This window comes from Kitasatospora sp. NBC_00458 (genome assembly GCF_036013975.1).
GTDB lineage: Bacteria > Actinomycetota > Actinomycetes > Streptomycetales > Streptomycetaceae > Kitasatospora.
In genome coordinates this window covers 323,787-345,694 of the sequence record NZ_CP107904.1, presented here as the reverse complement: position 1 = coordinate 345,694, position 21,908 = coordinate 323,787, and the positions used below count along the sequence as shown (strand labels likewise).

The following is a 21,908-nucleotide window of genomic DNA, read 5'->3' as shown; positions in this document are numbered from 1 at the left end:
CTCAGACGGTTCCGGTGTACTCGGTGAAGTGCCGTTCCGCGAACAGCTCCGGCCACCGGCTGTCGGAGAGGCCCAGTTCGCGGGCCCTGGCCAGCATGTGTCTCCAGTAGGGCTTCACCGGACGCCACCGTGCACCCGTCTGGCAGTAGGACGCGTCGATGAAGTACCGGGGACCGCCGGGGCCGTCGGGGGCCGGTCTGCGGGTGTGGAAGAGGGCGGAGTCGAGGAGCACGGTCGAACCGGCCGGCAGCCGGTCGATGACCGTCTCACCGGGCACTTCGCCGGTGCCGAGGTGGGCGAGCGCGGTCTTGTCGGCGGAGCGGCGGTGGGAGCCGGGCAGGATCGCGAGGCTCCCGACCTTCTCGTCGAGGCCGCCGAGGTAGTGCAGCGCGTGGATCATCCGCAGGGCCGGGTCGCCCCGGTCGTTGGGCTCGCAGTCGTGGTGCCACGGTTTGCCCGCGATGCCGGGGGCGTGGCGGTCGCTGTGCAGGTGGTGGAAGACGAACGACGGCCCCATGAGCTGCGTGAGGGTCCGCAGGAGCGGTGGGTGGGTGAGGAGTTCGCCGTGGGCCGCCAGCTCCAGCTCCAGGACCGGGGGCGGACCGCCGGCCTCCGGGGCGGCGCACGCGGCGATGGAACGGGCGCGCAGGCCCTCGTCCACCCAGTGGTCCACCTCGGGCACGAGTCTCGCCCGGAGGGGTTCCGGCAGGAAGCCGGGGAGGACCAGGTAGCCGGATTCCGAGAACTGCCGTTGTCGCGTGGGGTCGAGGGTCTCAAGCCCTCCGGGAGATCGCGGCACCGAACCGACCCACCTCCTTCGGTCGACGGGGTGCACGGCCGGGCACGACGGATCGTTCGGCAAAGGGTTCAAGGGGATTCACGGATCATCCAGACTTCAGGCGGCGGTGAGCCCGTCCAGGGCCGCCACAACCGACGATGGTCGCCACGAAGAGGCATGAGTCGATCACGCAATGTGGTCCGTGTTGGGAGTATGGCTCGCGCGACATGTCCGCCACAAGACCGCGAAAGCTCGCGGCCATCTTCGCGCCACCGTGCCGTGCCGCATCGGCCACCCGTCGACTCGGGCACCACCGGGCGCGTGCGCCCCGCCGGTCTCCCCGCCCCCGCCTTCGTGGTTGCACGTAAAAACCGATGCACCTAGGCTCGGCTGCACGTGGTTTTACTTTGCTACCACTATGTGCGCCCGATCCCGAGAGGCCCGCCATGACCGCCGCCCACGAGACCTTCGACGGCACCTTCCCGTACCGTCCGCACTTCAGCAGTGCCCCCGGCTTCCGGATGCACCACGTCGACGAGGGCACCGGTCCGGTCGTCCTCTGCCTGCACGGCGAACCGACCTGGGGCTACCTCTTCCGCGACCTCGTCCGCCGCCTCGCACCCACCCACCGGGTCGTCGTCCCCGACCACATGGGCTTCGGCAGGAGCGAGACCCCGGCCGACCGCACGTACTGGCTGCAGGACCACGTCGACAACGTCGAGGCCCTCGTCCTCGACCTCGGCCTGACCGGGATCACCCTGGTCGTGCACGACTTCGGCGGCCCGGTCGGCATGGGCCTGGCGGCCCGGCGCCCCGACCTGATCGCCCGGGTCGTCAGCGTCAACGGCCCCACTCCGTTCGGCCAGCCCGACCTCGCCCGGGTGCTGGCCGCCAACGCCGCCGACTCCCCGTGGTTCACCTGGATCGCCCGCGCCCACGCCGACGGCACCCTCGACACCGTCCTCGGGGACCTCGGCCGCGGCGTCCTCGCCACCCTGCGGCTCAACGGCTTCGAGAACCCCGCCGTGGTCACCGACACCTGGGTCCGCGCGTACGCCTCGCCGTTCCCGACGCCGGAGCAGAGCCGCGGCGCGATCGGCTGGGCGAAGGGGTTCGCGACCGGCGCACACCGCTTCGAGACGCCGTCGGACGAGGCCCGCGCCGCGCTGGCCGCCGTCCCCGCGCTGGCGGTCTGGGGCACCGCCGACCGGACGCTGAACGCCCGGTACTTCCTCCCGCTGTTCCGCGCGGCCTTCCCGGACGGTCGGGTCGCCGAACTGCCGGGGGTCGGCCACTACAGCACGGAGGACGCCCCGGAGGCCGTCGCCGACCTGATCGCACGCTTCCTGGCCGAAACCGACCCGGACGCCGCTGCTCCGGACGCCGCCGTTCCCGCCGCCGCTGCTCCCGACACCGGTGCTCCCGCTGCTCCCGACACGGCCTGACCGGGACGGCGTCCGGTCCGCCGGGGCGTTCCGTCAGGACGCTCCGTCAGGGCGCGGTCCGCCGCGGGGCGGGCCCGGCTACGCGAGCTTGCCGCGCACCCCGCCCGGCCCGGAGCGCGCCCGCCGGGACAGCGGCGGCCGCGAGGGCCTGACGTCCGGGCGCCCGCCGGCCGGTTCCTCCGGCGCGGCGCCGGCGCGCGCGGCCCGTGCCGCCGCCAGCGCGATCCGCGCCATCAGCGGGTCCTCCCGGACGCCCGCCGCCCGCTTCGCCGCCTGGCACCGTGTGCACCACAGCGGCGAGGCGGGCCCGTCCGGGTAGTCCATCCCCTCGGGCGGCAGGTAGTGGCTGCCGCACTCGACGCATTCGAAGACCAGCCTCATCCGACGATCACCGTCCCGGAACCGTGGCACCGACTGCATGGCGACCAGAAGGTGTGGATCCTCGGCACCATGCTCCCTTCCTCATCGAGCTCGACCGTGGCCTCGGTCTTCTCGGTCCCCCCGGAACCGCCGCACCCGGAGCAGGACTGAACCTCGGGCATATGCGTTCCTCCTTGGCGCGGGCACCACGGTAGCGCGAATTCCGGCCCCCCAGCACCGATCCTGACGAACCGTCCAAGAAGCGGGGCGCGCACGACCGGTGCGCGCGCCCCGCCGGACGTTCAGCAGGCCACCGTCCGGAAGCCGCAGTTGCCGCTGGTCGACTCCGGGGTGTTGCCGGTGCGCGCGGCGACCCGGTAGCGGTTGCAGTACGAGTCGTGGCACAGGTAGGAGCCGCCGCGCAGCACCCGGCGCCCGGTGCCGTCCGGGCAGGACTCCGGCCCGCGCGGGTCGCGGCGCGGCGAGCGCGCGTACCAGCCGGGGTCGAAGCGGTCGGCGCACCACTCCCAGACGTTGCCGGCCGCGTCGGACAGGCCGAAGCCGTTGGGCGGGTAGCTGCCGACCGGCGCGGTCGCGTACCAGCCGTCCTCGCCGGTCGGCAGGTCGGGGAACCGGCCCTGCCAGATCCGGCAGTGGTGCTCGCCGCCGGGTCGCAGCTCGTCGCCCCACGGGTAGCGGCGGCCGGCCAGCGGGCCGCGGGCGGCGTACTCCCACTCGGCCTCGGTGGGCAGTCGGCGGCCGGCCCAGCGGCAGTAGGCGAGCGCGTCGCGGTGGCTGACGTGCACCACGGGGTGGTCGAGCAGGTCGGCGGCGTCCCCGAGCGGGCCGTACGGGTGGCGCCAGTCGGCGCCGCGGACCTCCAGCCACCAGGGCGCGGCGGGGGAGCGGCCGAGCACGTCGGCGGGATCGGCGAGGGCGAACAGGTGGAAGACGGCGGAGGATCCGGCCCGCTCGGCGTCGGTGCGGTAGCCGGTGGCCTCGGCGAAGGCGGCGAACCGGGCGGTGGTGACGGGCTCGGAGTCGATGGTGAACGGTGACAGTTCCACCTCGTGCACCGGCGTCTCGCCGTCGGCGGGGTAGCCCTCGCCGTGGGCGTCCCCCATCGCGAACACGCCTCCGGGAAGGGATGATTCGGGGTGTGCGGGCCGCGCGGTGGACGGCGCGGCGGGGAGCGGGAGGGCGGGCGCGTCGGCGCCCCGGGCCGACGGCAGGCAGCAGGCGCGTCCGGCGGGGGGTTGACTCATGGGGCCAAGCTATAGCACTTTTCACCTAGGTGAGAATGCACCTAGCGAACCTGGAGAGACCGGGGGACCCGCGGACCCGGCGGCCCGCCGACCGGCGGAGAGCGGGCCCCGCGGTCGTCACGGGCTCCGCGGGCCGTCACGGCCGCCACGGCCGCCACGGAAGAGGAGAAGAACCACCGGTGAAGTTCGACCACGTCCTGCTCGGCCTGCTGGCCATCCACCCCCGCAGCGGCTGGGACCTCAAGCAGTGGCTGGCGGGGGAGGGGCAGTTCGTCCGCTCGAACGCCCACCAGAGCCAGATCTACCGGCTGCTCAACCGGATGGCCGACCAGGGCTGGGTCTCCTTCGAGACCGACCCCCGGGACGGCCGCCCGGACGCCAAGGTGTACCGGCTGACCGAGGCCGGCCGCGCCGAACTGGTCACCGAGGCCCGCTCCCCGTACCAGCCGACCAGCCGCTTCCAGGACCCGGACTTCATGGCCCGGTTCTACTTCACCGGCCTGGTCGCCCCGGACCGCCTGATCGGGCTGATCGACACCGAACTCGCCTACCGCCGCCGCCAGGTGGCGACCATGCGCGGGCGCGACCGGTCCGTCGCCTTCGCGGACGACGTGCCGGAGGCGGACGCCCACCGGGTCCGCCTGCTCCGCGAACTCACCCACCAGTACGGGGCGTCCGCCGTCGACGCCTGGCTCGACTGGCTGGAGCGCACCCGCCGCCTCCTCCAGGACGCACTGCCCGAACCCGCGACCGAAACCCGCCCCGCGCCCACCGAAGGAGAGTCCGCCCGGTGAAAGCCGTCCTGGTCATGTTCGACAGCCTCAACCGCCGCTTCCTGCCGCCCTACGGCTGCGACTGGACCCTGGCCCCGAACTTCAGCCGCCTCGCCGCCCGCTCCGCCACCTTCGACAACTGCTACGGCGGCTCGATGCCCTGCATGCCGGCCCGTCGCGAGATGCACACCGGCCGGTACAACTTCCTGCACCGCTCCTGGGGCCCGCTGGAGCCCTTCGACGACTCCGTCCCCGACCTGCTCGGCAAGGCCGGCGTCTACACCCACCTGGTCACCGACCACCAGCACTACTGGGAGGACGGCGGCGCCACCTACCACAACCGCTACGACAGCTACGAGTTCTTCCGCGGCCAGGAGGGCGACAAGTGGAAGGGGCACGTCGCCGACCCGGACATCCCCGAGACGCTCTCCTGGCGCGACGGCCCGGCCTGGCGCCAGGACTGGGTCAACCGCCAGTACCTGCAGGACATCGCCGACCACCCGCAGACCCGCACCTTCGACGCCGGCCTGGAGTTCATCGCCACCAACCGCGACCAGGACCGCTGGTTCCTGCAGATCGAGTGCTTCGACCCGCACGAGCCGTTCTACTCCTACGCCGAGCACAAGAAGCACTACCCGCACGACTGGGACGGCCCGCACTTCGACTGGCCCGACTACAAGCGCGTCACCGAGAGCCCCGAAGCCGTCGAGCACGCCCGCAACGAGTACGCCGCGCTGCTCACCATGTGCGACGACTCGCTCGGCAGGGTCCTCGACGCCTTCGACGAGCACGGCCTCTGGGACGACACCCTGCTGATCGTCTGCACCGACCACGGCCTCCTGCTCGGCGAGCGCGGCTGGTGGGGCAAGAACATCCAGCCCTGGTACGACGAGAACATCCACACCCCGCTGTTCGTCTGGGACCCGCGCACCCGCGCCACCGGCCGCCGCGCCGCCCTCGTCCAGACCATCGACCTCGGGCCCACCCTGCTGGAGTACTTCGGCGTCCCGCGCACCCCCGACATGCAGGGCCGCGCGCTCGCCGACACCGTCGCCCACGACACCCCCGTCCGGCTGCACGGCCTGTTCGGCGTCTTCGGCGGGCACGTCAACATCACCGACGGCCGCTACGTCTACATGCGCGCCTGCAAGGACGCCGGCAACCGGCCGCTGTACGAGCACACCCTGATGCCCACCCACATGCGCGGCCACTTCACCCCGCAGGAGCTGGCCCCCGCGACCCTCGCCGGACCGCTGCCCTTCACCAAGGGCATGCCCGTCCTGCGCCTGCCCGCGAACTCCTGGGGCAACCCGTACGCCTTCGGAACCCTGCTGTTCGACCTCTACGCCGACCCCGACCAGGAACACCCCCTGGTCGACGACGAGCTGGAGCTGCAGCTGGCCGCGCTGCTCACCCAGGCACTGCGCGACGCCGACGCCCCGGCCGACCAGTTCGAACGGCTGGGCCTGCCCGCCGAGGGCCCGGTCACCGCCGGGCACCTCCAGGTCCGCGCCCAGCAGCCGCAGGCGCTCGCCGCCGCCGAACCCCTCCCCGAGGCGGGCGACTTCCCCGACGCACCGCTCTCCGTGCACACCCCGCTGCGCACCCTGCTGGAGGACGAACGGGCCGCCGCCGCCGTCCTGGAGCGGCTGCCGATGCTGGCCAACCCCGGCCTGCGGGCGATGCTCGGCGGGCTCTCCCCGTTCCGGCTCGCCGCGATGGGCCCGTCCGTCCGGCCCGCCGACCTGCGCGCCCTCGCCGACACCCTCGGCGGACTCCCCGACCAGGCCGACCCGGCCGCCCCGGCGCAGTAGCGGCCGGGGCGGCCGGGTCGGCCGTCCGCGGCCCCACCCCGACGGGAGGGGGCCGCGGACGGCCGGAGGGCGGACCGGGGGGCGCGGCGGGTGCCTCAGCCCCCCAGCGTGCTGCGCAGGAACTCGCGGTTCATCGCGGCGATGCTGGGCAGCGGGATGCCCTTCGGGCAGGCGGTCGCGCACTCGCCGGTGTTGGTGCAGCCGCCGAACCCCTCGGCGTCCATCGCGGAGACCATGTCGCGCACCCGCGACCTCCGCTCCGGGGCGCCCTGCGGGAGGACGTTCAGGTGGACCACCTTCGCGGAGGTGAAGAGCATCGCCGAGCCGTTCGGGCAGGCGGCCACGCACGCGCCGCAGCCGATGCACTCGGCGTGCTCGAAGGCGGTGTCGGCCGCCTCCTTGGGCACCGGGGTGGCGTGCGCGTCGGGGGCGCTGCCGGTCGGGGCGGTGATGTAGCCGCCCGCGCCGATGATCCGGTCGAACGCCGAGCGGTCCACCACCAGGTCCTTGACCACGGGGAACGCCGCCGCGCGCCACGGCTCGACGTCGATGGTGTCGCCGTCGGCGAAGTGCCGCATGTGCAGCTGGCAGGTGGTGGTCCGCTCGGGGCCGTGCGCCCGGCCGTTGATGACCATGCCGCAGGCGCCGCAGATGCCCTCGCGGCAGTCGTGGTCGAAGGCGACGGGCGTGTCGCCGCGGGTGATCAGCTCCTCGTTGAGGCTGTCGAGCATCTCCAGGAAGGACATGTCCGGGCTGATCCCGCCGACCTGGTAGGTGGTCATCGAGCCGGGCGTGTCGGGGCCCGCCTGGCGCCAGATCCGAAGGGTGAGGTTCACGCGTAGCTCCGCTGGGTGGGGTGGACGTGCTCGAAGTCGAGGTGCTCGCGGTGGAGTACGGGCGCCTCGCCGGTACCGGTGAACTCCCAGGCGGCGGCGTAGGAGAACTCCTCGTCGCGCCGGGCGGCCTCGCCGTCCGCGGCCTGGCTCTCGGTGCGGAAGTGGCCGCCGCAGGACTCGGCGCGGTGCAGCGCGTCCAGGCACATCAGCTCGGCGAGCTCGAAGTAGTCGACCAGCCGGTTGGCCTTCTCCAGCGACTGGTTGAGCTCCGCGCCGGTCCCGGGCACCTTGATCCGGCGCCAGAACTCCTCGCGCAGCTGCGGGATCCGCGCCAGGGCCCGGCGCAGCCCGGCCGCGTCGCGGGCCATCCCGCACTCGTCCCAGAGCAGTCCGCCGAGCTCCCGGTGGAAGGAGTCGGGCGTGCGGTCGCCGTCCACCGCGAGGATCAGGTTGAGCCGGTCCGCCACCTCGGCCTCCACCGCCGCGATCTCCTCGTGGTCGGCCGGGACGGCGGGGAGCCTCTCCCCGGCCAGGTAGTCGTTGAGCACCGGCGGGAGCACGAAGTAGCCGTCGGCCAGGCCCTGCATCAGCGCGCTGGCGCCGAGCCGGTTGGCGCCGTGGTCGGAGAAGTTGGCCTCGCCGATCGCGAACAGCCCCGGGACGGTGGTCTGCAGGTCGTAGTCGACCCAGAGTCCGCCCATGGTGTAGTGGATCGCCGGGTAGATCCGCATCGGCACCCGGTACGGGTCCTCGGCGGTGATCCGCTCGTACATCTCGAACAGGTTGCCGTACCTGGCCTCCACGGCGTCCCGGCCCAGCCGGCGGATGGCGTCGGCGAAGTCCAGGTAGACCCCCTGCCCGCCGGGGCCGACGCCGCGGCCCTCGTCGCAGACGTTCTTGGCGGCCCGGGAGGCGATGTCGCGCGGCACCAGGTTGCCGAACGCCGGGTAGATCCGCTCCAGGTAGTAGTCCCGCTCGGCCTCCGGGATCTCGGCCGGCGGCCGGGCGTCGCCCTTCGCCGCCGGCACCCAGATCCGGCCGTCGTTGCGCAGCGACTCGCTCATCAGGGTGAGCTTGGACTGGTGGTCGCCGGAGCGCGGGATGCAGGTCGGGTGGATCTGGGTGAAGCACGGGTTGGCGAAGTACGCGCCGCGCCGGTGCGCCCGCCAGATCGCGGTGGCGTTGGAGTTCTTGGCGTTGGTGGAGAGGTAGAAGACGTTGCCGTAGCCGCCGCTGGCGAGGACGACCGCGTCGGCGGTGTACGTCGAGACCTCTCCGGTGACCAGGTCGCGGGCGACGATCCCGCGCGCCCGGCCGTCGACCACCAGCAGGTCCAGCATCTCGGTGCGGGCGTGCATCTCGACGTTCCCGGCGGCGATCTGCCGGGACAGCGCCTGGTAGGCGCCGAGCAGTAGCTGCTGGCCGGTCTGGCCGCGGGCGTAGAAGGTCCGGGAGACCTGGACGCCGCCGAACGAGCGGGTGTCCAGCAGGCCGCCGTACTCGCGGGCGAACGGGACGCCCTGGGCCACGCACTGGTCGATGATCTCCACCGAGACCTGGGCGAGGCGGTGCACGTTCGACTCGCGGGCCCGGAAGTCGCCGCCCTTGACGGTGTCGTAGAACAGCCGGCGGACCGAGTCGCCGTCGTTGCGGTAGTTCTTGGCGGCGTTGATGCCGCCCTGGGCGGCGATCGAGTGCGCCCGCCGGGGGGAGTCCTGGAAGCAGAACTGGACGACGTGGTAGCCCTGTTCGGCGAGGGTGGCGCCGGCCGCGCCGCCGGCCAGGCCGGTGCCGACCACGATGACGGTGTGCTTGCGCCGGTTGGCCGGGTTGACCAGTCTGGCCTCGAACCGCCGTTGGTCCCAGCGCTGTTCGATCGGCCCGGCGGGGGCCCGGGTGTCGGCGACCGGCTCGCCGGTCCGGTAGTCGCTGTAGTCGCTGTCGTCGGTGCTCAACTCACCACTCCGGTCATCACGGCCACGGGGACGGACAGGAAGCCCGCGGTCAGCAGCAGGGCCAGGCCGTCGGCGGTCAGCTTCAGCGCGCGGTCCCGGCGGGCGTTGTTGGCGCCGAGGGTCTGCGCGGCGCTCCAGAAGCCGTGCCGGACGTGCAGGCCGACGGCGAGCATCGCCACGATGTAGATCGTGCAGCCGTACCACGTCCCGAACGAGGCCACGATGTTCTGGTACGGCTTGCCGTGCTCGGCGTTGGGGTTCACGGTCAGCGTGGTCAGGTCGAGGACGTGCCAGACGATGAACAGCGCCAGGATCACCCCGCCCCAGCGCATGGTCCGGGTCGCGTAGCTCGCCCGCCGCCGCTGGTGCGCGTACTTGCTCGGACGGGCCGCGAGGTCGCGCCGGCTCAGCTGGTACGCGGCCACGCCGTGCAGCACCACGGCGGCCAGCAGGCCGACCCGGGCGATCCAGAGGAACCACTCGTGCCCGAGGAAGGGCTGGCCGAGGGTCCGCAGCCAGGCCGCGTAGCCGTTGATGTCCTCGGGCCCGAAGAAGACCTTGAGGTTCCCCAGCATGTGCGCGACCAGGTAGAGCAGCATGACCAGTCCGCTGACGGCCATGACCGCCTTCTTGCCGACGGTCGACCGCCACAGGGTCAGCAGGATGGACGGATGCCGGGCCGTCCGTGTCGCGGTTGTCATGGCGCCAACGGTAAGGACACGGACGGTGGTGCGTCCAAGACATGATACGGCTCACGACCATAGCCCTGGCCTATCGTGCCGGGCCGCCGGGCGGGCCTATCCTGGCCGGGTGCAGCTCCAGCAACTCCGCTACTTCCTGGCCGTCGCCGAGACCCGCCACTTCACCCGGGCCGCCGAGGCGGCGCACGTGGCCCAGCCGTCGCTCTCGCAACAGATCCGCTCCCTGGAAAGGGAGTTGGGCGCCGAGCTGTTCCACCGCGCACGCGGCAACATCGCCCTGACCGACGCCGGTGAGGCACTGCTGCCGCTCGCCCGGCGCATCATCGCCGACACCGAGAGCGCACGCCACGCCGTCCAGGAGACCGTCCAGCTGCGCCGCGGCCGGGTCCGGCTGGGTGCGCCCCCGAGCCTCTGCACCAGCCTGGTGCCGGACGTGCTCCGGGCCTTCCGGGACCGGCACCCCGGGGTCGCGCTGGTGGTCCGCGAGGGCGGCTCGGGTGACCTGGTGCCCGCGCTGACCTCGGGCGAGCTGGACCTCGCGCTGGTCATCACCCGGCGCAACGGCGCGGGAAGCCAGTCCGCGCACCCGCTGGCCGTCACCGAGCTGCTGCACGAGGAACTGGTGCTGGTGGAGCGCGAGGCCGCGGAGGGCGGTCCCGGCGGGTCCGGCGGCCGCGCCCCCGCGGGCCGCAAGCCCGCCCGGCGGCGCGGGGTCCGGGTGACGGAGCTGCGCGGCCGGCCGCTGGTGATGTTCCGCGAGGGCTACGACCTGCGCGAGGCCACCCTGACGGCCTGCCGGGCGGCCGGGTTCGAGCCGGAGCTCGCGGTGGAGGGCGGCGAGATGGACGCGGTGCTCGGCTTCGTCCGGGCCGGGCTCGGGCCGGCCGTGCTGCCCGGCATGGTGGCGGCCCGCTCGGGGCTGGCGGTGACCCCGTTCGCCGCACCCGGCCTGGGCCGGACCATCGCGGTGGCGCACGGCTCGGAGGTGCCGCTCACCCGCGCCGCGGAGGCGCTGCGGACGACCCTGCTGGACCACCTGCACGACGCGGCCCGCTCGGGTGAGCTGCCACCCGGCACGAGGCTGCTGCTGGAGTGAGCGGTCGGGCGGTCGGGCGGTCGGGCGGTCGCGGCGGTCGTCAGCGGCACCGCCCGGCCTCGGCCGTCGCCGCTCCGCCCCCGCACGCCGCCCTCATCCCGCCGCGCGAACCCGGCCGCACGGCCGAACGGTTGGCACGGTGTGCGAATCACCCGAATCGTGACCTCGCGGATCCACCGGCCCGGAACCCGCTGCTCACGGGCTGCGTCCCAGGCAGCGGCGGTGGTGCCGTAAGGTGCGACGCCGCACAGCCGAGGCGGCGACGGGGAGAGCGCGGAGCGATGGACGACCGGAAGCAGCAGGACCACAGACCGACCGGGGGCGGAAGCGCCCCCGCCGCGGGCGACGCCCGGGTGCCCGCCGACGAGCGGCCCTGGGAGCTTCCCGAGTACCTCCACGAGCGGGAGCTCGGGGCCGGGGCGAGCGGCCGGGTGGTCCTCGCCCGGCACCGGGAGACCGGCACGCCCGTCGCGATCAAGTACCTGCGCGGCTCCGCCGGCACGCCCGGTCTGCGCGCGGAGGCCCGGGTCCTCGCCGGAATCGACTCCCCGCACGTCACCCGGCTCTACGAGTACGTGGAGGGCGAGCGCGGCGCGGCCATCGTGATGGAGCTGGTGGACGGGATCGCGCTGCGCGACCTGCTCCGCGCGGAGGGCGCCACCACCCCGGAAGCCGCCCTGGTCGTGCTGAAGGGCTCGCTGCTCGGCCTGGCCGCCGCGCACGGGGCCGGGGTGGTCCACCGCGACTACAAGCCCGCGAACGTCCTGGTGGACACCGGCGGCACGTCCAAGCTGGTCGACTTCGGCATCGCGGTCCCGAGCGGTGACGACCGCGACGTCTCCGGCACCCCCGCCTACATGCCGCCGGAGCAGTGGGCCGGCCGGCCCGCCTCCCCGGCCGGGGACGTCTACGCCGCGACCGTCACCTTCTTCGAGTGCCTCACCGGCGCCCGTCCCTACGGCGGCACCACGATCGCCGAGCTCGCCGTCCAGCACACCGAGGCCCCGATCCCGGCCGAGCGGGCCCCGGACCCGGTCCGGCCGCTGATCCTGTCCGGCCTCGCCAAGTCCCCGGAGGACCGGCCGGACAGCGCGGCCGCGCTCGTCGAGGAGCTGGAGGCGGTCGCGGCGGCCGGGTACGGGCCGCAGTGGGAGGAGAAGGGGCGGCTCGACCTGACCGCGCTGGTCGCCCTGCTGGCCCTGCTGCTGCCCGGCGCGGGCGGCGCGGCCGGCGGCACCTCGCTGGCCCACACCTCCGTGGGCACCACCGGGACGCCGGGGGCGGAGGCCGCGGCCGGTGCCGACACCCTCCGGGGCGCCGCCCGCGAGACCGTGTCCCCGGGCGGGCGCGCCGTGCGCCTCGGCGCCCGCGGCAAGGCCCTCGCGGGCGCCGCCGCCGGGGCGCTGGCCCTCGCCACCCTGGCCGGCATGGCCGGGATGGCGATGGCGGGGGCCGCCGACGGCGGTGCCCGTACGGTCGTCGGCGGCACCTCGCCGGAGGCGACCACCAGCCTCGGCGCGCCCGATCCGACGGCAGGCCCCGCGACGGGCGACCCCGCGACGGGCGGCCCCGGCGACCCCTCGCCGGAGGGGCCGGCGTCCACGAGCCCGGATCCGTCCGCCTCGACGGCCGGGCCGTCGCCGAGCCCGGGCACGCCGGGCCCGAAGCCCTCCGCCCCGACCGGCGGGCCTTCGGCGGGCCCGAGCGGCGGTCCCACGGCCGCGCCGACCGGCGGGACCCCCACGCCGCCGGGGCTCCCGCCCGGCACCGCCGCCCCGACCACCGGCCTGCCGCCGGCCCCGCCCGGCACCGGTGCCCCCACCGCGGCGCCGACCGCCGCCCCCACCCCGGCCGGCACCGCCGCGCCGCCGTCGACCCCGCCCGCGGGCCCGTCGTCCAGTTCGCCGCCGCCGAGCCCGACGCTCGCCCCGGCGGTGACGGTGGGCTCGGTGAACGTGGACTCGCTCTCCTGCGCCGGGCGCTGGAGCCTGAGCACGACGGTCACGGTGGTCGCGCAGGGCGGCGGCACCGGGACGCTGACGCTGAGCTGGTACCACAGCTCGGGCGGCCGGGCGGTCACCGTCGCGACCGACACCGTGGCGCTCCGCGACGGTCGCGCCACCGTGACCCGGACGCACGACTTCGGCTCGGCCGACACCTTCCCGACCTGGGGCGTGCGCGTCGGCACCGCACCGTCCGCCGCCAAACCCGGCAGGACGTCCTCCGAACTGGCCGCCTACCTCTGCGATCCGCCCCGCTGATCCGCACCCCGGCCACCCCCTGGCCTTCCCCCGGCGCATCGGCCCCGTGCGCCGGGGCCCTGACGACCCGTCCCGGCCCTGACGACCCGCCCCGATCCCGCTCACTGGAGGAGCCATGTCCAAGCCCCGACCCGACTCCGCCCCGGCACCGGGCGCGGACACCGACCGGACCGTCCGCCTCGCCCCGGCCGACGGGGCGGTCGACGGTTCCGACGGCTCCGACGGCTCCGGCGGGGCGGCCACCGTCCGGCTCGGCCCGGGGGCGGCGGCACCGGAGCGGACCGTCCGGCTGGACCGCCCCGCCGGTGCACCGGCCACGGGCGGACCGGACGCCGAGGCCACGGTCGGGCTGGAGGACACCGAGGCCGCGAGCGCGACGTTCCTCGATCCCCGGGCCTGGGGAGGCGCACCGGCCCCGGGGGAGAGCGTCACCCTGGCGGAGCCCCCGGCGCCCGCGCCCGGCACCGTTCCGCCCGCGCCCGGCACCGTTCCGCCTGCGCCCGGCGCGGACCCGTCCGCCTCGGCGGTGCCCGGGGTGACGGCGGCGCTCGGTGCCACGGCGGCGTCCGGCGCGTCGCCCGGCGAGGGTGCGGAGGACGATCGCCCGTTCGCCCCGGGCGAGTTGCGGCGGTTCGGACCGGGCGTCCCGCCGCAGGCCGCCGCCGTCTGGCACGGCCGGGCCGTACCGGGTGCGGAGCAGCCGCGCCGCCGCCGGGCACTCCGGTGGCTGGTGCCGGTGGCGGTGGCGGCGGCCGTCCTGGCGTTCCTGTTCTGGCGCTTCCAGGGCCCCGCCCTGGAGGTCACCGGCGTCGGCGTCACCACCGCCGATCCGGCGGGCCCCGGCTGCGGCGGCACGGCGGTGGTCACGGCCGTGCTGGAGACCAGGGGCGGGGCCGGAACCGTCCGGTACCGCTGGCTGCGCAGCGACGGCACCACCTCCGGCGAGATCCGCCAGGACGTCCGCTCCGGCACCCACCGCACCGAGCTGGTGCTGCGCTGGAGCTTCGAGGGCCGGGGGTCGTTCGACGCCACCGCGACCCTGGAGATCCTGGCTCCGCAGGCCAGGACCGCGGCCACCTCGTTCCCCTACCGCTGCCCCTGAACCCGCGGGGCCCCGGCGTCCGTGCCCGTGCCCGTGCCCGCCCCCGCCCGGTGGTCCGGGCGTGCCGCGCCGTGCCGTCCCGTGCCCGGTCGGCCGTCCGGAAGCGGACACACGGAGGGGCCCGGGGCGGTGCTTGGGTTCAAGGGGTCGTCGCAACACCACTTGGTTTTAGGTGGTGAGTAGATCACGTAGACGCTCGGCTGGGGTATCCCAGCCGAGCGTCTTGCGTGGGCGGCCGTTGAGTTCTTGGGCGACGTGTTCGAGGTCTTCGGGGCTGTGCGGGCTGAGGTCGGTTCCCTTCGGGAAGTACTGCCGCAGGAGCCCGTTCGTGTTCTCGTTCGAACCGCGTTGCCAGGGTGAGGCGGGGTCGCAGAAGTAGACGGGCATGCCGGTGGCCATGGTGAACTGCCTGTGGCGTGCCATCTCGCTGCCCTGGTCCCAGGTGAGGGAGCCGCGCAGGTGGGCGGGCAGGGTCTGGATGGTGCGGACGAGGCCGTCGCGGACGGTCTCGGCGTCGTGGGCACCGCCCGGCAGGTGGACCAGCATGGTGTAACGGGTGCTGCGCTCGACCAGGGTGGCGATCGCGGAGCGGCCGCCCGCGCCGATGATCAGGTCCCCTTCCCAGTGACCGGGCACGGCCCGGTCCTCGACGTCGGCGGGTCGGTCGCTGATCATCACCATCGGGTCGATGAACCGCGGGGTGCGCCGCTCGGGGTCGCGGCGGGGTTTGCGGCGGGTCCGGCCGGAGCGGACGGCTGCCTGTACTTCCCGTTTCAGGCCGCCACGGGCCTGGAAGTACAGCGCCTGGTAGATCGTTTCCACGCTCACCCGCATGCTCTCGTCGTCGGGATGCTCCGTCGGTAGAGCGTGGCAGATCTGTTCCGGTGACCACCGGACGCGCAGTCTGTCCTGCACGAAGCCGCGCAGTCGTCCCTCGCGCAGCAGCTTGCGCTCCTTGGGCCGGGGCCTGCGTGCGGCGGCCGCCCGGTGGGCCGCGTAGGGCTGGTATCCCTTGCTGCCCGAGTTCGCGTCGATCTCCCGCTTGACCGTGCTCGCCGGCCGCCCCAGGGCACGTCCGATCGCCCGCAACGACTGACCGAGTGCCTGGAGATCCCGTATCCGTTCGCGCTCGGCCAGTGTCAGGAACCTCGGGTGCAGTTGCTGTTCCAGGGCCGTCAGGCCCACTGGTGCCGTGGTCACACCGCACATCGTGACGGTCCCGGTGGCGTAGTCGACACGGCGGCCGTCGGGATAGGTCCGCGTCATGGCACTCTTCTTGACGCCCTGGTCCCAGTCCCTGGCCGTGCGCTCGCTCACACCGACCCGCCGGGCCGCCTCCTGACGCGCGACACCCCCGGCCCGGAGCCGCTCGTACTCGTCGCGCCCGGGGTGCCGCCGTGGCAGGCGCACCGAGCTCTGTCCGGCCTTCCGGGCCCAGCCGAAGGCGGTGTTCCGGTTCATCCCCAGCTCACGCGCCACCACGGTCACGTTCCCCACGGCATCCAGCCGCGCAAGGAAACGCTCCCTCAACCCCGAAAGATCATCGCGTCCAACGCCCACGGTCCCCGCAACTCCCATCGATCACGGGTGTTGCGAGGACCGTTAGAACCCAAGGTGCCCCGGGCCCCTCCGTGCGGGCGGTACGTCCGCGTCAGGCGGGGAGCACGGCCTCGATGGCGGCGACGACCTCGTCCGACTCCGGCTCGGTGCGCGGCCGGATCCGGGCGGCGACGGTGCCGTCCGGCGAGACCAGGAACTTCTCGAAGTTCCAGGAGACGTCACCGGCCTGGCCCTCGGCGTCGGCGGTCCGGGTCAGCGCGGCGTAGAGCGGGTGCCGGTCCTCGCCGTTCACGTCGGTCTTCTCGAACAGCGGGAAGGAGACGCCGTAGGTGGTGGAGCAGAAGGTCTGGATCTCCTCGGCGCTGCCCGGCTCCTGCCCGGCGAACTGGTTCGAGGGGAAGCCCAGCACGGTGAACCCGCGCTCGGCGTAGCGCTCCTGGAGCCGCTCCAGACCCGCGTACTGCGGGGTCAGGCCGCACTTGGAGGCGACGTTGACGATCAGCAGCGCCTTGCCCTTGTAGTCGGCGAGCGACGCGGCTTCGCCGGACAGCGTGCGCAGCGGGATGTCGTACAGGCTCACGGTGTGGTCCCCATTCTGAGGGTCGGCTTTTGAGGTCGGCTTCTGAGGGTGTGCGGATACCGGCGGCCGGGACCGGCCCGCCCGGAACGCTAGCCGCTCCCGCTCCCTCAACCGCCACCGGCCCGCGGGTGTTCCGGGAGCGGAGGTCAGGTGAGCCGCTCGGCGACGGGCCGGTCGGACACCGGGGGAGGCGCGGCGGCCGCGAGCCGCTCGGCGACGGCGCTGAAGTCGGCGCTGAGCCACCGCTCGGGCCGCATCCGGATGGCCACGTCGGCCACCAGCTGTTCGGTGGTGGCCGCCAGGTACGCCGGCGCGGTGTCGGGGGTCAGGTAGCGGTGGGCCATCGCGGCCCGTTCGTCCGGGTCGAGCCGGTCCTCGATCGCCACCACCGGCCCCTCGACGCTCACGTAGCGGCAGGGCGCCTCCTCCTGCTGGGCGCAGAGTGTGAACCGGCCGACGGCCCGGATCCGCCGGGCCTTGACGGAGTCCCGCCCGGTGAGCACGGTGACGAGTCCGCCGGGCCGGTAGGAGTACCAGACCGGGACGGCGAGCGGGGCGGCGGCCGTGTCGGCGCCGCCGACGGCGAGGACGCCGACGTGCACGGCGGCCAGGAACCGTTCGCGGTCGGCGCTGCTCATGGTGAAGGACACGGCGTGGGCCTCCCGGAGTGGGCGGGCCCGCGCGCCGAGGGCGCGCGGGCGGTCCCTGATACGTGTCCTTGATACGTACCCGTACGGTATCCGTCCCGAACGCGGCCCCGGACGCCGTCCCCCGTCCGTACGCGGCGGGAGGGACCGGACGGCGCAGGGACCGGCCGGGGACGGGGTCAGGGCGCCAGCGGCCGGATCGCCGTGGGGGCGTGGCCCGGGAGCGTGGCGACCTCCTCCCACTCCATGACCTTGTCGATGTCGGCGGCGCCCATCGAGATGTCGGTGACCCGCTCCAGGATCGCCTCGACCACGACCGGCACCCGGAACTCGGCGGCCAGCTTCTTGGCCTCCTCGAAGGCGGGCAGCAGCCCATCCGGTTCGGTGACCCGGATCGCCTTGCAGCCGAGGCCCTCGGCGACCTTGACGTGGTCCACGCCGTAGACGCCCAGCTCCGGGGAGTTGACGTTCTCGAACTCCAGCTTGACCTGGAAGTCGATGTCGAAGTTCCGCTGCGCCTGGCGGATCAGGCCCAGGTAGGAGTTGTTCACCAGGACATGGACGTACGGGATCCGGTGCTGGGCGCCGACGGCCAGCTCCTCGACCATGAACTGGAAGTCGTAGTCGCCCGAGAGCGCCACGATCCGGCCCTCCGGGTCGGCGGTGGCGACGCCCAGCGCGGCCGGGATGGTCCAGCCGAGCGGACCGGCCTGGCCGCAGTTGATCCAGTGCCGCGGCCGGTAGACGTGCAGCAGCTGGGCGCCGGCGATCTGGGAGAGGCCGATCGTGGTGACGTACCGGGTCTCCGGGCCGAACGCCCGGTTCATCTCCTCGTACACGCGCTGCGGCTTCAGCGGGACGTCGTCGAAGTGGGTGCGGCGCTGCAGCCGGGCCTTGCGCTCCTGGGTGGAGGCGGCCCAGGCGCTGCGGTCCTTGAGGGTGCCGGCGGCCTTGAGCTCCCGGGCGACCTCGACGAACAGCTCCAGCGCGGCCCCGGCGTCCGAGGCGATCCCGAGCGCGGGGGCGAAGATCCTTCCGATCTGGGTCGGCTCCACGTCGACGTGGACGAAGGTGCGGCCGGCGGTGTAGACGTCGAGGCCGCCGGTGTGGCGGTTGGCCCAGCGGTTCCCGATGCCGAGCACGAAGTCGGAGGCGAGGAAGTTCTCGTTGCCGTACCGGTGGGAGGTCTGCAGGCCGACCATGCCGGCGTTGAGCCCGTGGTCGTCCGGGACGATGCCCCAGCCCATCAGGGTCGGCACCACCGGGACGCCGGTCAGCTCGGCGAACTCCAGCAGCAGGTCGGCCGCGTCGGCGTTGATCACGCCGCCGCCGGCCACGATCAGCGGCCGCTCGGACTGCTGGAGCAGCGCGACGGCCTTCTCGATCTGGGTGCGGTTGGCGGCGGGCTTGTAGACCGGCAGCGGCTGGTAGGCCTCGGGGTCGAACTCGATCTCGGTGAGCTGGACGTCGATCGGCAGGTCGATCAGGACCGGGCCGGGGCGGCCCGAGCGCATCAGGTGGAAGGCCTGCTGGAAGACGCCGGGGACCTGGGCGGCCTCCAGCACGGTGGTGGCGGCCTTGGTCACGGGCTTGGCGATCGAGGCGATGTCGACCGCCTGGAAGTCCTCCTTGTGCAGGCGGGCGACCGGGGCCTGGCCGGTGATGCACAGGATCGGGATCGAGTCGGCGATGGCCGAGTAGAGGCCGGTGATCATGTCGGTGCCGGCCGGTCCGGAGGTGCCGATGCAGACGCCGATGTTTCCGGCCCCGGCCCGGGTGTAGCCCTCCGCCATGTGGGAGGCGCCCTCGACGTGGCGGGCCAGCGTGTGCCGGATCCCGCCGGAGGCCTTGAGGGCGGCGTAGAAGGGGTTGATCGCCGCGCCCGGCACGCCGAACGCGACCTCGACGCCTTCGAGCTTGAGGATCTCCACGGCCGCGCGGGCGGCTGTCATACGAGGCATCGGACTTCTCCTGCGTCGGCCCGCTGGGAACCGGAGGGCTCATCTCCAAAATTCCATCATGCGGAAGAAAGGTTTCTTTATGCGGAAACAAAAGTATGGCGGGCCCCGCCGGAGCGTCAAGAGGGAGTTCAACAGAATGTGGAAGGCGGGGTGCCCGTCGCCGAGGGGCTGCCGCCGAGGGGCTGCCGCCAGGGCTCCTCGCTCGGGGCCGTCGCCGGGAGTCCTCGCCGGGGTCGGCCGTCCGGCGGGTCGCCCGCCCGGCCCCGGGCTCGACCTGGTGCTCGACAGGCGTACGTGCGTACCCGCCCGAGCCCCGGATTCCGGGCCGAACGCGGTCCCGGTGTGTCGCCCGGGTGAAGGGACGGTGAGCGAGGTTGGCCCGGCCGGGACCACTGGGTACCGTCGGTGGCACGCCGGACCCGTCATGGTTGCCATGTTCAACTCGGGTCGCGGCAAGGGGGTTTGGGGCCGGCAGGGGAGCGGGGGAGCTCCGGCGTCCGGTTCCCCTTCCGCAGGACGCTCAAGGACGTCCAAGGACGCTCAAGGACGCGCGAGGACCTTCCGGGCCGGTTCGGGCCGGTTCGGGCCGCGCCCGTCCGGCCCGCCCGCTCCCGACCGGGGTGACCCGCCCACCGCGGCCCGCATCGGCCCCGACCCGCCGCCCGCCACCACCGTCCGGACCACCGGAACCTCCGGGTCCGGAGAATCCCGAGGCCTCCGGGGCCCTCCGGAGCCGCCGGGCCCGTCCTGCTCCGCCCGTCCCCGCCCCGGCCGGGGTCCCTCCCGGCTGCCCCGACCGCCCCCGCCCCCGCCCCGGCCGACCCGATCGCCCCGGGCGGGCCGCGACCGGCCAGGCCGCCCGCCCGTGCCGCCGTTCCGCCCTCCCAGCAGCAGCGCGCCCGCCCGCGGCGGGCGTACGGAAGGAATCGCCCCATGCCCCGACGCCGCCGCCCGGCCGAAGACCCGGCCGCCGGGACCTCCCGTTCCGCCACCGGGGCCGTGCGCTCCATCGCCGCCGGCCCCCGCTCCGCCGCCGCCCGCTCCACTGCCGCCCGTTCCGCCGCCGCCCGCCTCCCCTCGTGTGCCCCGGGGGTGCCCCGGTGAACGACCTGCCCCGTCGGCGCAAGAGCCCGCCCGCCGGCCCGCGCCGCAAGGCTCCGCCCGGCCGCGCCCGCCCCCGCCGTTCGCTGCGCGGCCGCACCCCGGCCGCCGCGCTGCGCGCCGTGCCCTGGCGCTACGACCTGCCCGCCTCGCTGGTGGTCTTCCTGGTCGCGCTCCCGCTCTGCGTGGGCGTCGCCGTCGCCTCCGGCGTCCCCGCCGAACTCGGCCTGGTCACCGGGATCGTCGGCGGCCTGGTGGTCGGCGCCCTCCCGGGCAGCAGCCTCCAGGTCAGCGGACCGGCCGCCGGACTGACCGTCCTCGTCTACGAGGCCGTCCAGCAGTTCGGCGCCGCCGCCCTCGGGATGCTGGTGCTGCTCACCGGACTCCTCCAACTCGCCATGGGCGCCCTGCGGTTGGGGCGCTGGTTCCGTGCCATGTCGGCCTCGGTGGTGCACGGCATGCTGGCCGGGATCGGCCTCACGCTGCTCTTCGGCCAGCTCTACGCGCTCGCCGACCGCCGGGCCCCCGGCACCGGCACGGAGAAGATCGGCGGCCTGCCCGCGCTGCTGCGCGACAGTGTCACCGGCGCCGCGAACAGCAGCGCGCTGGCGCTCGGCACAGCCACCCTGCTGGTGCTGGTCGCCTGGAAGTACCTGCCGCCCCGGATCGGGAAGGCGGTGCCCGCCCCGCTGGCCGCGGTCGGCCTGGCCGCCGCCGTCACGGCCGCCGCCGACCTGCCGGTGGCCCGGGTCCGGGTGGCCGGACTGCTCGACGTGGTCCGGCTGCCCGACCGCGACGCGCTCGGGACCCTGGCCGGCTCGGCGGGGCTCGGTACGATCCTCGCGTTCACCCTGATCGCGTCCGCCGAGACCCTGTTCAGCGCCGCGGCCGTGGACCGGATGCACCACGGCCCGCGCACCGACTACGACCGCGAACTCACCGCCCAGGGCGTCGGCAACACGCTCTGCGGACTGCTCGGCGCGCTGCCGATGACCGCGGTGATCGTCCGCAGCGCCGCCAACGTGCAGGCCGGCGCCCGGACCAAGGCGTCCCGGGTGCTGCACGGCTGCTGGCTGCTGCTCTTCACCGCCCTCCTGCCCGGCGCGCTCGGCCTGGTCCCGCTGACCGCGCTGGCCGCCGTCCTGGTGCACGCCGGTGCCAAGCTGGTCCCGGTGCGGCGGATGGCCGCGCTCTGCCGGGAGCACCGGGGCGAGGCGGCGGTGCTCGCCGTGACGGCCGTCTCGATCATCACCACCGACCTGTTCGAGGGCGTGCTGATCGGCATCGGGCTGGCCGTCGTGAAGTCCGCCTGGCAGACCTCCCACCTGCAGATCGGCGTGGAGGAGCTCCCGGCCGCCGCCGACGGCCCCGGCGAACCCCGGCTGCGGGTCCGGTTGAGCGGCAACGCGACCTTCCTGCGGCTGCCCCGGCTGCTGGACACGCTGGAGCGGCTCCCGGCGGACCGCCCGGTCGAGCTGGACTGGTCGGGACTGCGCCACCTCGACCACGCCTGCACGGTCGCGCTGACCACCTGGGCCGCGCAGCACCGCGCCCGCAGCTCGGCCCCGCTGGAGGTCGAACCTCCGCTGCCGACGGTGGTCTGACGGAGCGGCCGCGGGGGCCGGCGACCGCTCGCCGGCCCCCGCGGCCCGAGCCCCCGGCCCCGAGCCTCC

Annotated in this window: 17 protein-coding genes; 7 read left to right on the top strand and 10 right to left on the bottom strand. The window is 74.4% G+C overall.

Annotated elements, in window-relative coordinates; all coding sequences use genetic code 11:
• Window position 1: 1 nt before the first annotated feature.
• Entirely contained in the window at window positions 2-799 is a 798-nt protein-coding gene (locus tag OG550_RS01555) for a phytanoyl-CoA dioxygenase family protein (protein WP_327673660.1), read from the bottom strand.
• Between the two features lie 425 nt (window positions 800-1,224).
• Here OG550_RS01555 and OG550_RS01550 point away from each other — a divergent pair, with 425 nt between their 5' ends.
• Complete coding sequence (locus tag OG550_RS01550; RefSeq protein WP_327673658.1) at window positions 1,225-2,223, top strand: alpha/beta fold hydrolase; 999 nt, start codon at window positions 1,225-1,227, stop codon at window positions 2,221-2,223.
• Window positions 2,224-2,301: 78 nt separating this feature from the next.
• Here the strand turns inward: OG550_RS01550 and OG550_RS01545 are convergent, their stop codons facing one another.
• Both OG550_RS01545 and OG550_RS01540 read right to left on the bottom strand, forming a co-directional pair.
• Window positions 2,302-2,604: a hypothetical protein gene (locus OG550_RS01545; RefSeq protein ID WP_327673656.1), complete on the bottom strand. Its 303-nt coding sequence runs from the start codon at window positions 2,602-2,604 to the stop codon at window positions 2,302-2,304.
• A gap of 281 nt (window positions 2,605-2,885) precedes the next feature.
• Complete coding sequence (locus tag OG550_RS01540; protein ID WP_327673654.1) at window positions 2,886-3,848, bottom strand: formylglycine-generating enzyme family protein; 963 nt, start codon at window positions 3,846-3,848, stop codon at window positions 2,886-2,888.
• A 179-nt stretch (window positions 3,849-4,027) separates the two neighbouring features.
• On the opposite strand from OG550_RS01540, the gene OG550_RS01535 reads away from it, so the two are divergent.
• Together OG550_RS01535 and OG550_RS01530 are read left to right on the top strand one after the other, a co-directional pair.
• Complete coding sequence (locus OG550_RS01535; RefSeq protein ID WP_327673652.1) at window positions 4,028-4,642, top strand: PadR family transcriptional regulator; 615 nt, start codon at window positions 4,028-4,030, stop codon at window positions 4,640-4,642.
• Window positions 4,639-6,435 (top strand): sulfatase, encoded by a 1,797-nt coding sequence (locus OG550_RS01530; RefSeq protein WP_327673650.1) that lies wholly within the window; start codon window positions 4,639-4,641, stop codon window positions 6,433-6,435. The genes OG550_RS01535 and OG550_RS01530 overlap by 4 nt, the downstream gene beginning before the upstream one ends.
• 95 nt (window positions 6,436-6,530) lie before the next feature.
• Here the strand turns inward: OG550_RS01530 and OG550_RS01525 are convergent, their stop codons facing one another.
• Genes OG550_RS01525 through OG550_RS01515 form a run of 3 tightly spaced genes read right to left on the bottom strand, consistent with a single transcriptional unit; the run spans window position 6,531 to window position 9,927 of the window.
• A complete protein-coding gene (locus OG550_RS01525) occupies window positions 6,531-7,271 on the bottom strand; it encodes a succinate dehydrogenase/fumarate reductase iron-sulfur subunit (RefSeq protein WP_327673648.1) in 741 nt (246 codons plus the stop codon).
• Complete coding sequence (locus OG550_RS01520; protein ID WP_327673646.1) at window positions 7,268-9,226, bottom strand: fumarate reductase/succinate dehydrogenase flavoprotein subunit; 1,959 nt, start codon at window positions 9,224-9,226, stop codon at window positions 7,268-7,270. The genes OG550_RS01525 and OG550_RS01520 overlap by 4 nt, the downstream gene beginning before the upstream one ends.
• Entirely contained in the window at window positions 9,223-9,927 is a 705-nt protein-coding gene (locus OG550_RS01515; protein ID WP_327673644.1) for a succinate dehydrogenase cytochrome b subunit, read from the bottom strand. The genes OG550_RS01520 and OG550_RS01515 overlap by 4 nt, the downstream gene beginning before the upstream one ends.
• Window positions 9,928-10,036: 109 nt before the next feature.
• Here OG550_RS01515 and OG550_RS01510 point away from each other — a divergent pair, with 109 nt between their 5' ends.
• The 3 genes from OG550_RS01510 (at window position 10,037) to OG550_RS01500 (ending at window position 14,386) form a co-directional block, all read left to right on the top strand.
• The gene (locus OG550_RS01510; RefSeq protein ID WP_327673642.1) at window positions 10,037-11,023 is read left to right on the top strand and encodes a LysR family transcriptional regulator; all 987 of its coding nucleotides are present in this window, start codon (window positions 10,037-10,039) and stop codon (window positions 11,021-11,023) included.
• Between the two features lie 281 nt (window positions 11,024-11,304).
• On the top strand, window positions 11,305-13,284 hold the full coding sequence (locus tag OG550_RS01505; protein ID WP_327673641.1) for a serine/threonine-protein kinase: 1,980 nt from the start codon (window positions 11,305-11,307) through the stop codon (window positions 13,282-13,284).
• Between the two features lie 115 nt (window positions 13,285-13,399).
• On the top strand, window positions 13,400-14,386 hold the full coding sequence (locus OG550_RS01500) for a hypothetical protein (protein WP_327673639.1): 987 nt from the start codon (window positions 13,400-13,402) through the stop codon (window positions 14,384-14,386).
• Window positions 14,387-14,554: 168 nt separating this feature from the next.
• On the opposite strand, the gene OG550_RS01495 is transcribed toward OG550_RS01500, so the two are convergent.
• The 4 genes from OG550_RS01495 to gcl form a co-directional block, all read right to left on the bottom strand.
• Entirely contained in the window at window positions 14,555-15,790 is a 1,236-nt protein-coding gene (locus OG550_RS01495) for an IS30 family transposase (protein ID WP_442906122.1), read from the bottom strand.
• 247 nt (window positions 15,791-16,037) lie between these two features.
• Window positions 16,038-16,526, bottom strand: coding sequence for a glutathione peroxidase (locus OG550_RS01490; RefSeq protein WP_327673637.1), 489 nt, complete (start codon window positions 16,524-16,526; stop codon window positions 16,038-16,040).
• Window positions 16,527-16,672: 146 nt separating this feature from the next.
• Window positions 16,673-17,176, bottom strand: coding sequence for a pyridoxamine 5'-phosphate oxidase family protein (locus OG550_RS01485; protein ID WP_327673635.1), 504 nt, complete (start codon window positions 17,174-17,176; stop codon window positions 16,673-16,675).
• A gap of 176 nt (window positions 17,177-17,352) precedes the next feature.
• Window positions 17,353-19,134, bottom strand: coding sequence for a glyoxylate carboligase (gcl, locus tag OG550_RS01480; RefSeq protein WP_327673633.1), 1,782 nt, complete (start codon window positions 19,132-19,134; stop codon window positions 17,353-17,355).
• A 1,187-nt stretch (window positions 19,135-20,321) separates the two neighbouring features.
• On the opposite strand from gcl, the gene OG550_RS01475 reads away from it, so the two are divergent.
• Window positions 20,322-21,839, top strand: coding sequence for a SulP family inorganic anion transporter (locus OG550_RS01475; RefSeq protein ID WP_327683631.1), 1,518 nt, complete (start codon window positions 20,322-20,324; stop codon window positions 21,837-21,839).
• Window positions 21,840-21,908 lie beyond the last annotated feature (69 nt).

Coding starts and splice junctions, on each gene's coding strand:
- OG550_RS01545 (WP_327673656.1), bottom strand. CDS start 2,604: ATGAGGCTGGTCTTCGAATGCGTCGAGTGCGGCAGCCACTACCTGCCG.
- OG550_RS01505 (WP_327673641.1), top strand. CDS start 11,305: ATGGACGACCGGAAGCAGCAGGACCACAGACCGACCGGGGGCGGAAGC.
- OG550_RS01540 (WP_327673654.1), bottom strand. CDS start 3,848: ATGAGTCAACCCCCCGCCGGACGCGCCTGCTGCCTGCCGTCGGCCCGG.
- OG550_RS01550 (WP_327673658.1), top strand. CDS start 1,225: ATGACCGCCGCCCACGAGACCTTCGACGGCACCTTCCCGTACCGTCCG.
- OG550_RS01500 (WP_327673639.1), top strand. CDS start 13,400: ATGTCCAAGCCCCGACCCGACTCCGCCCCGGCACCGGGCGCGGACACC.
- gcl (WP_327673633.1), bottom strand. CDS start 19,134: ATGCCTCGTATGACAGCCGCCCGCGCGGCCGTGGAGATCCTCAAGCTC.
- OG550_RS01515 (WP_327673644.1), bottom strand. CDS start 9,927: ATGACAACCGCGACACGGACGGCCCGGCATCCGTCCATCCTGCTGACC.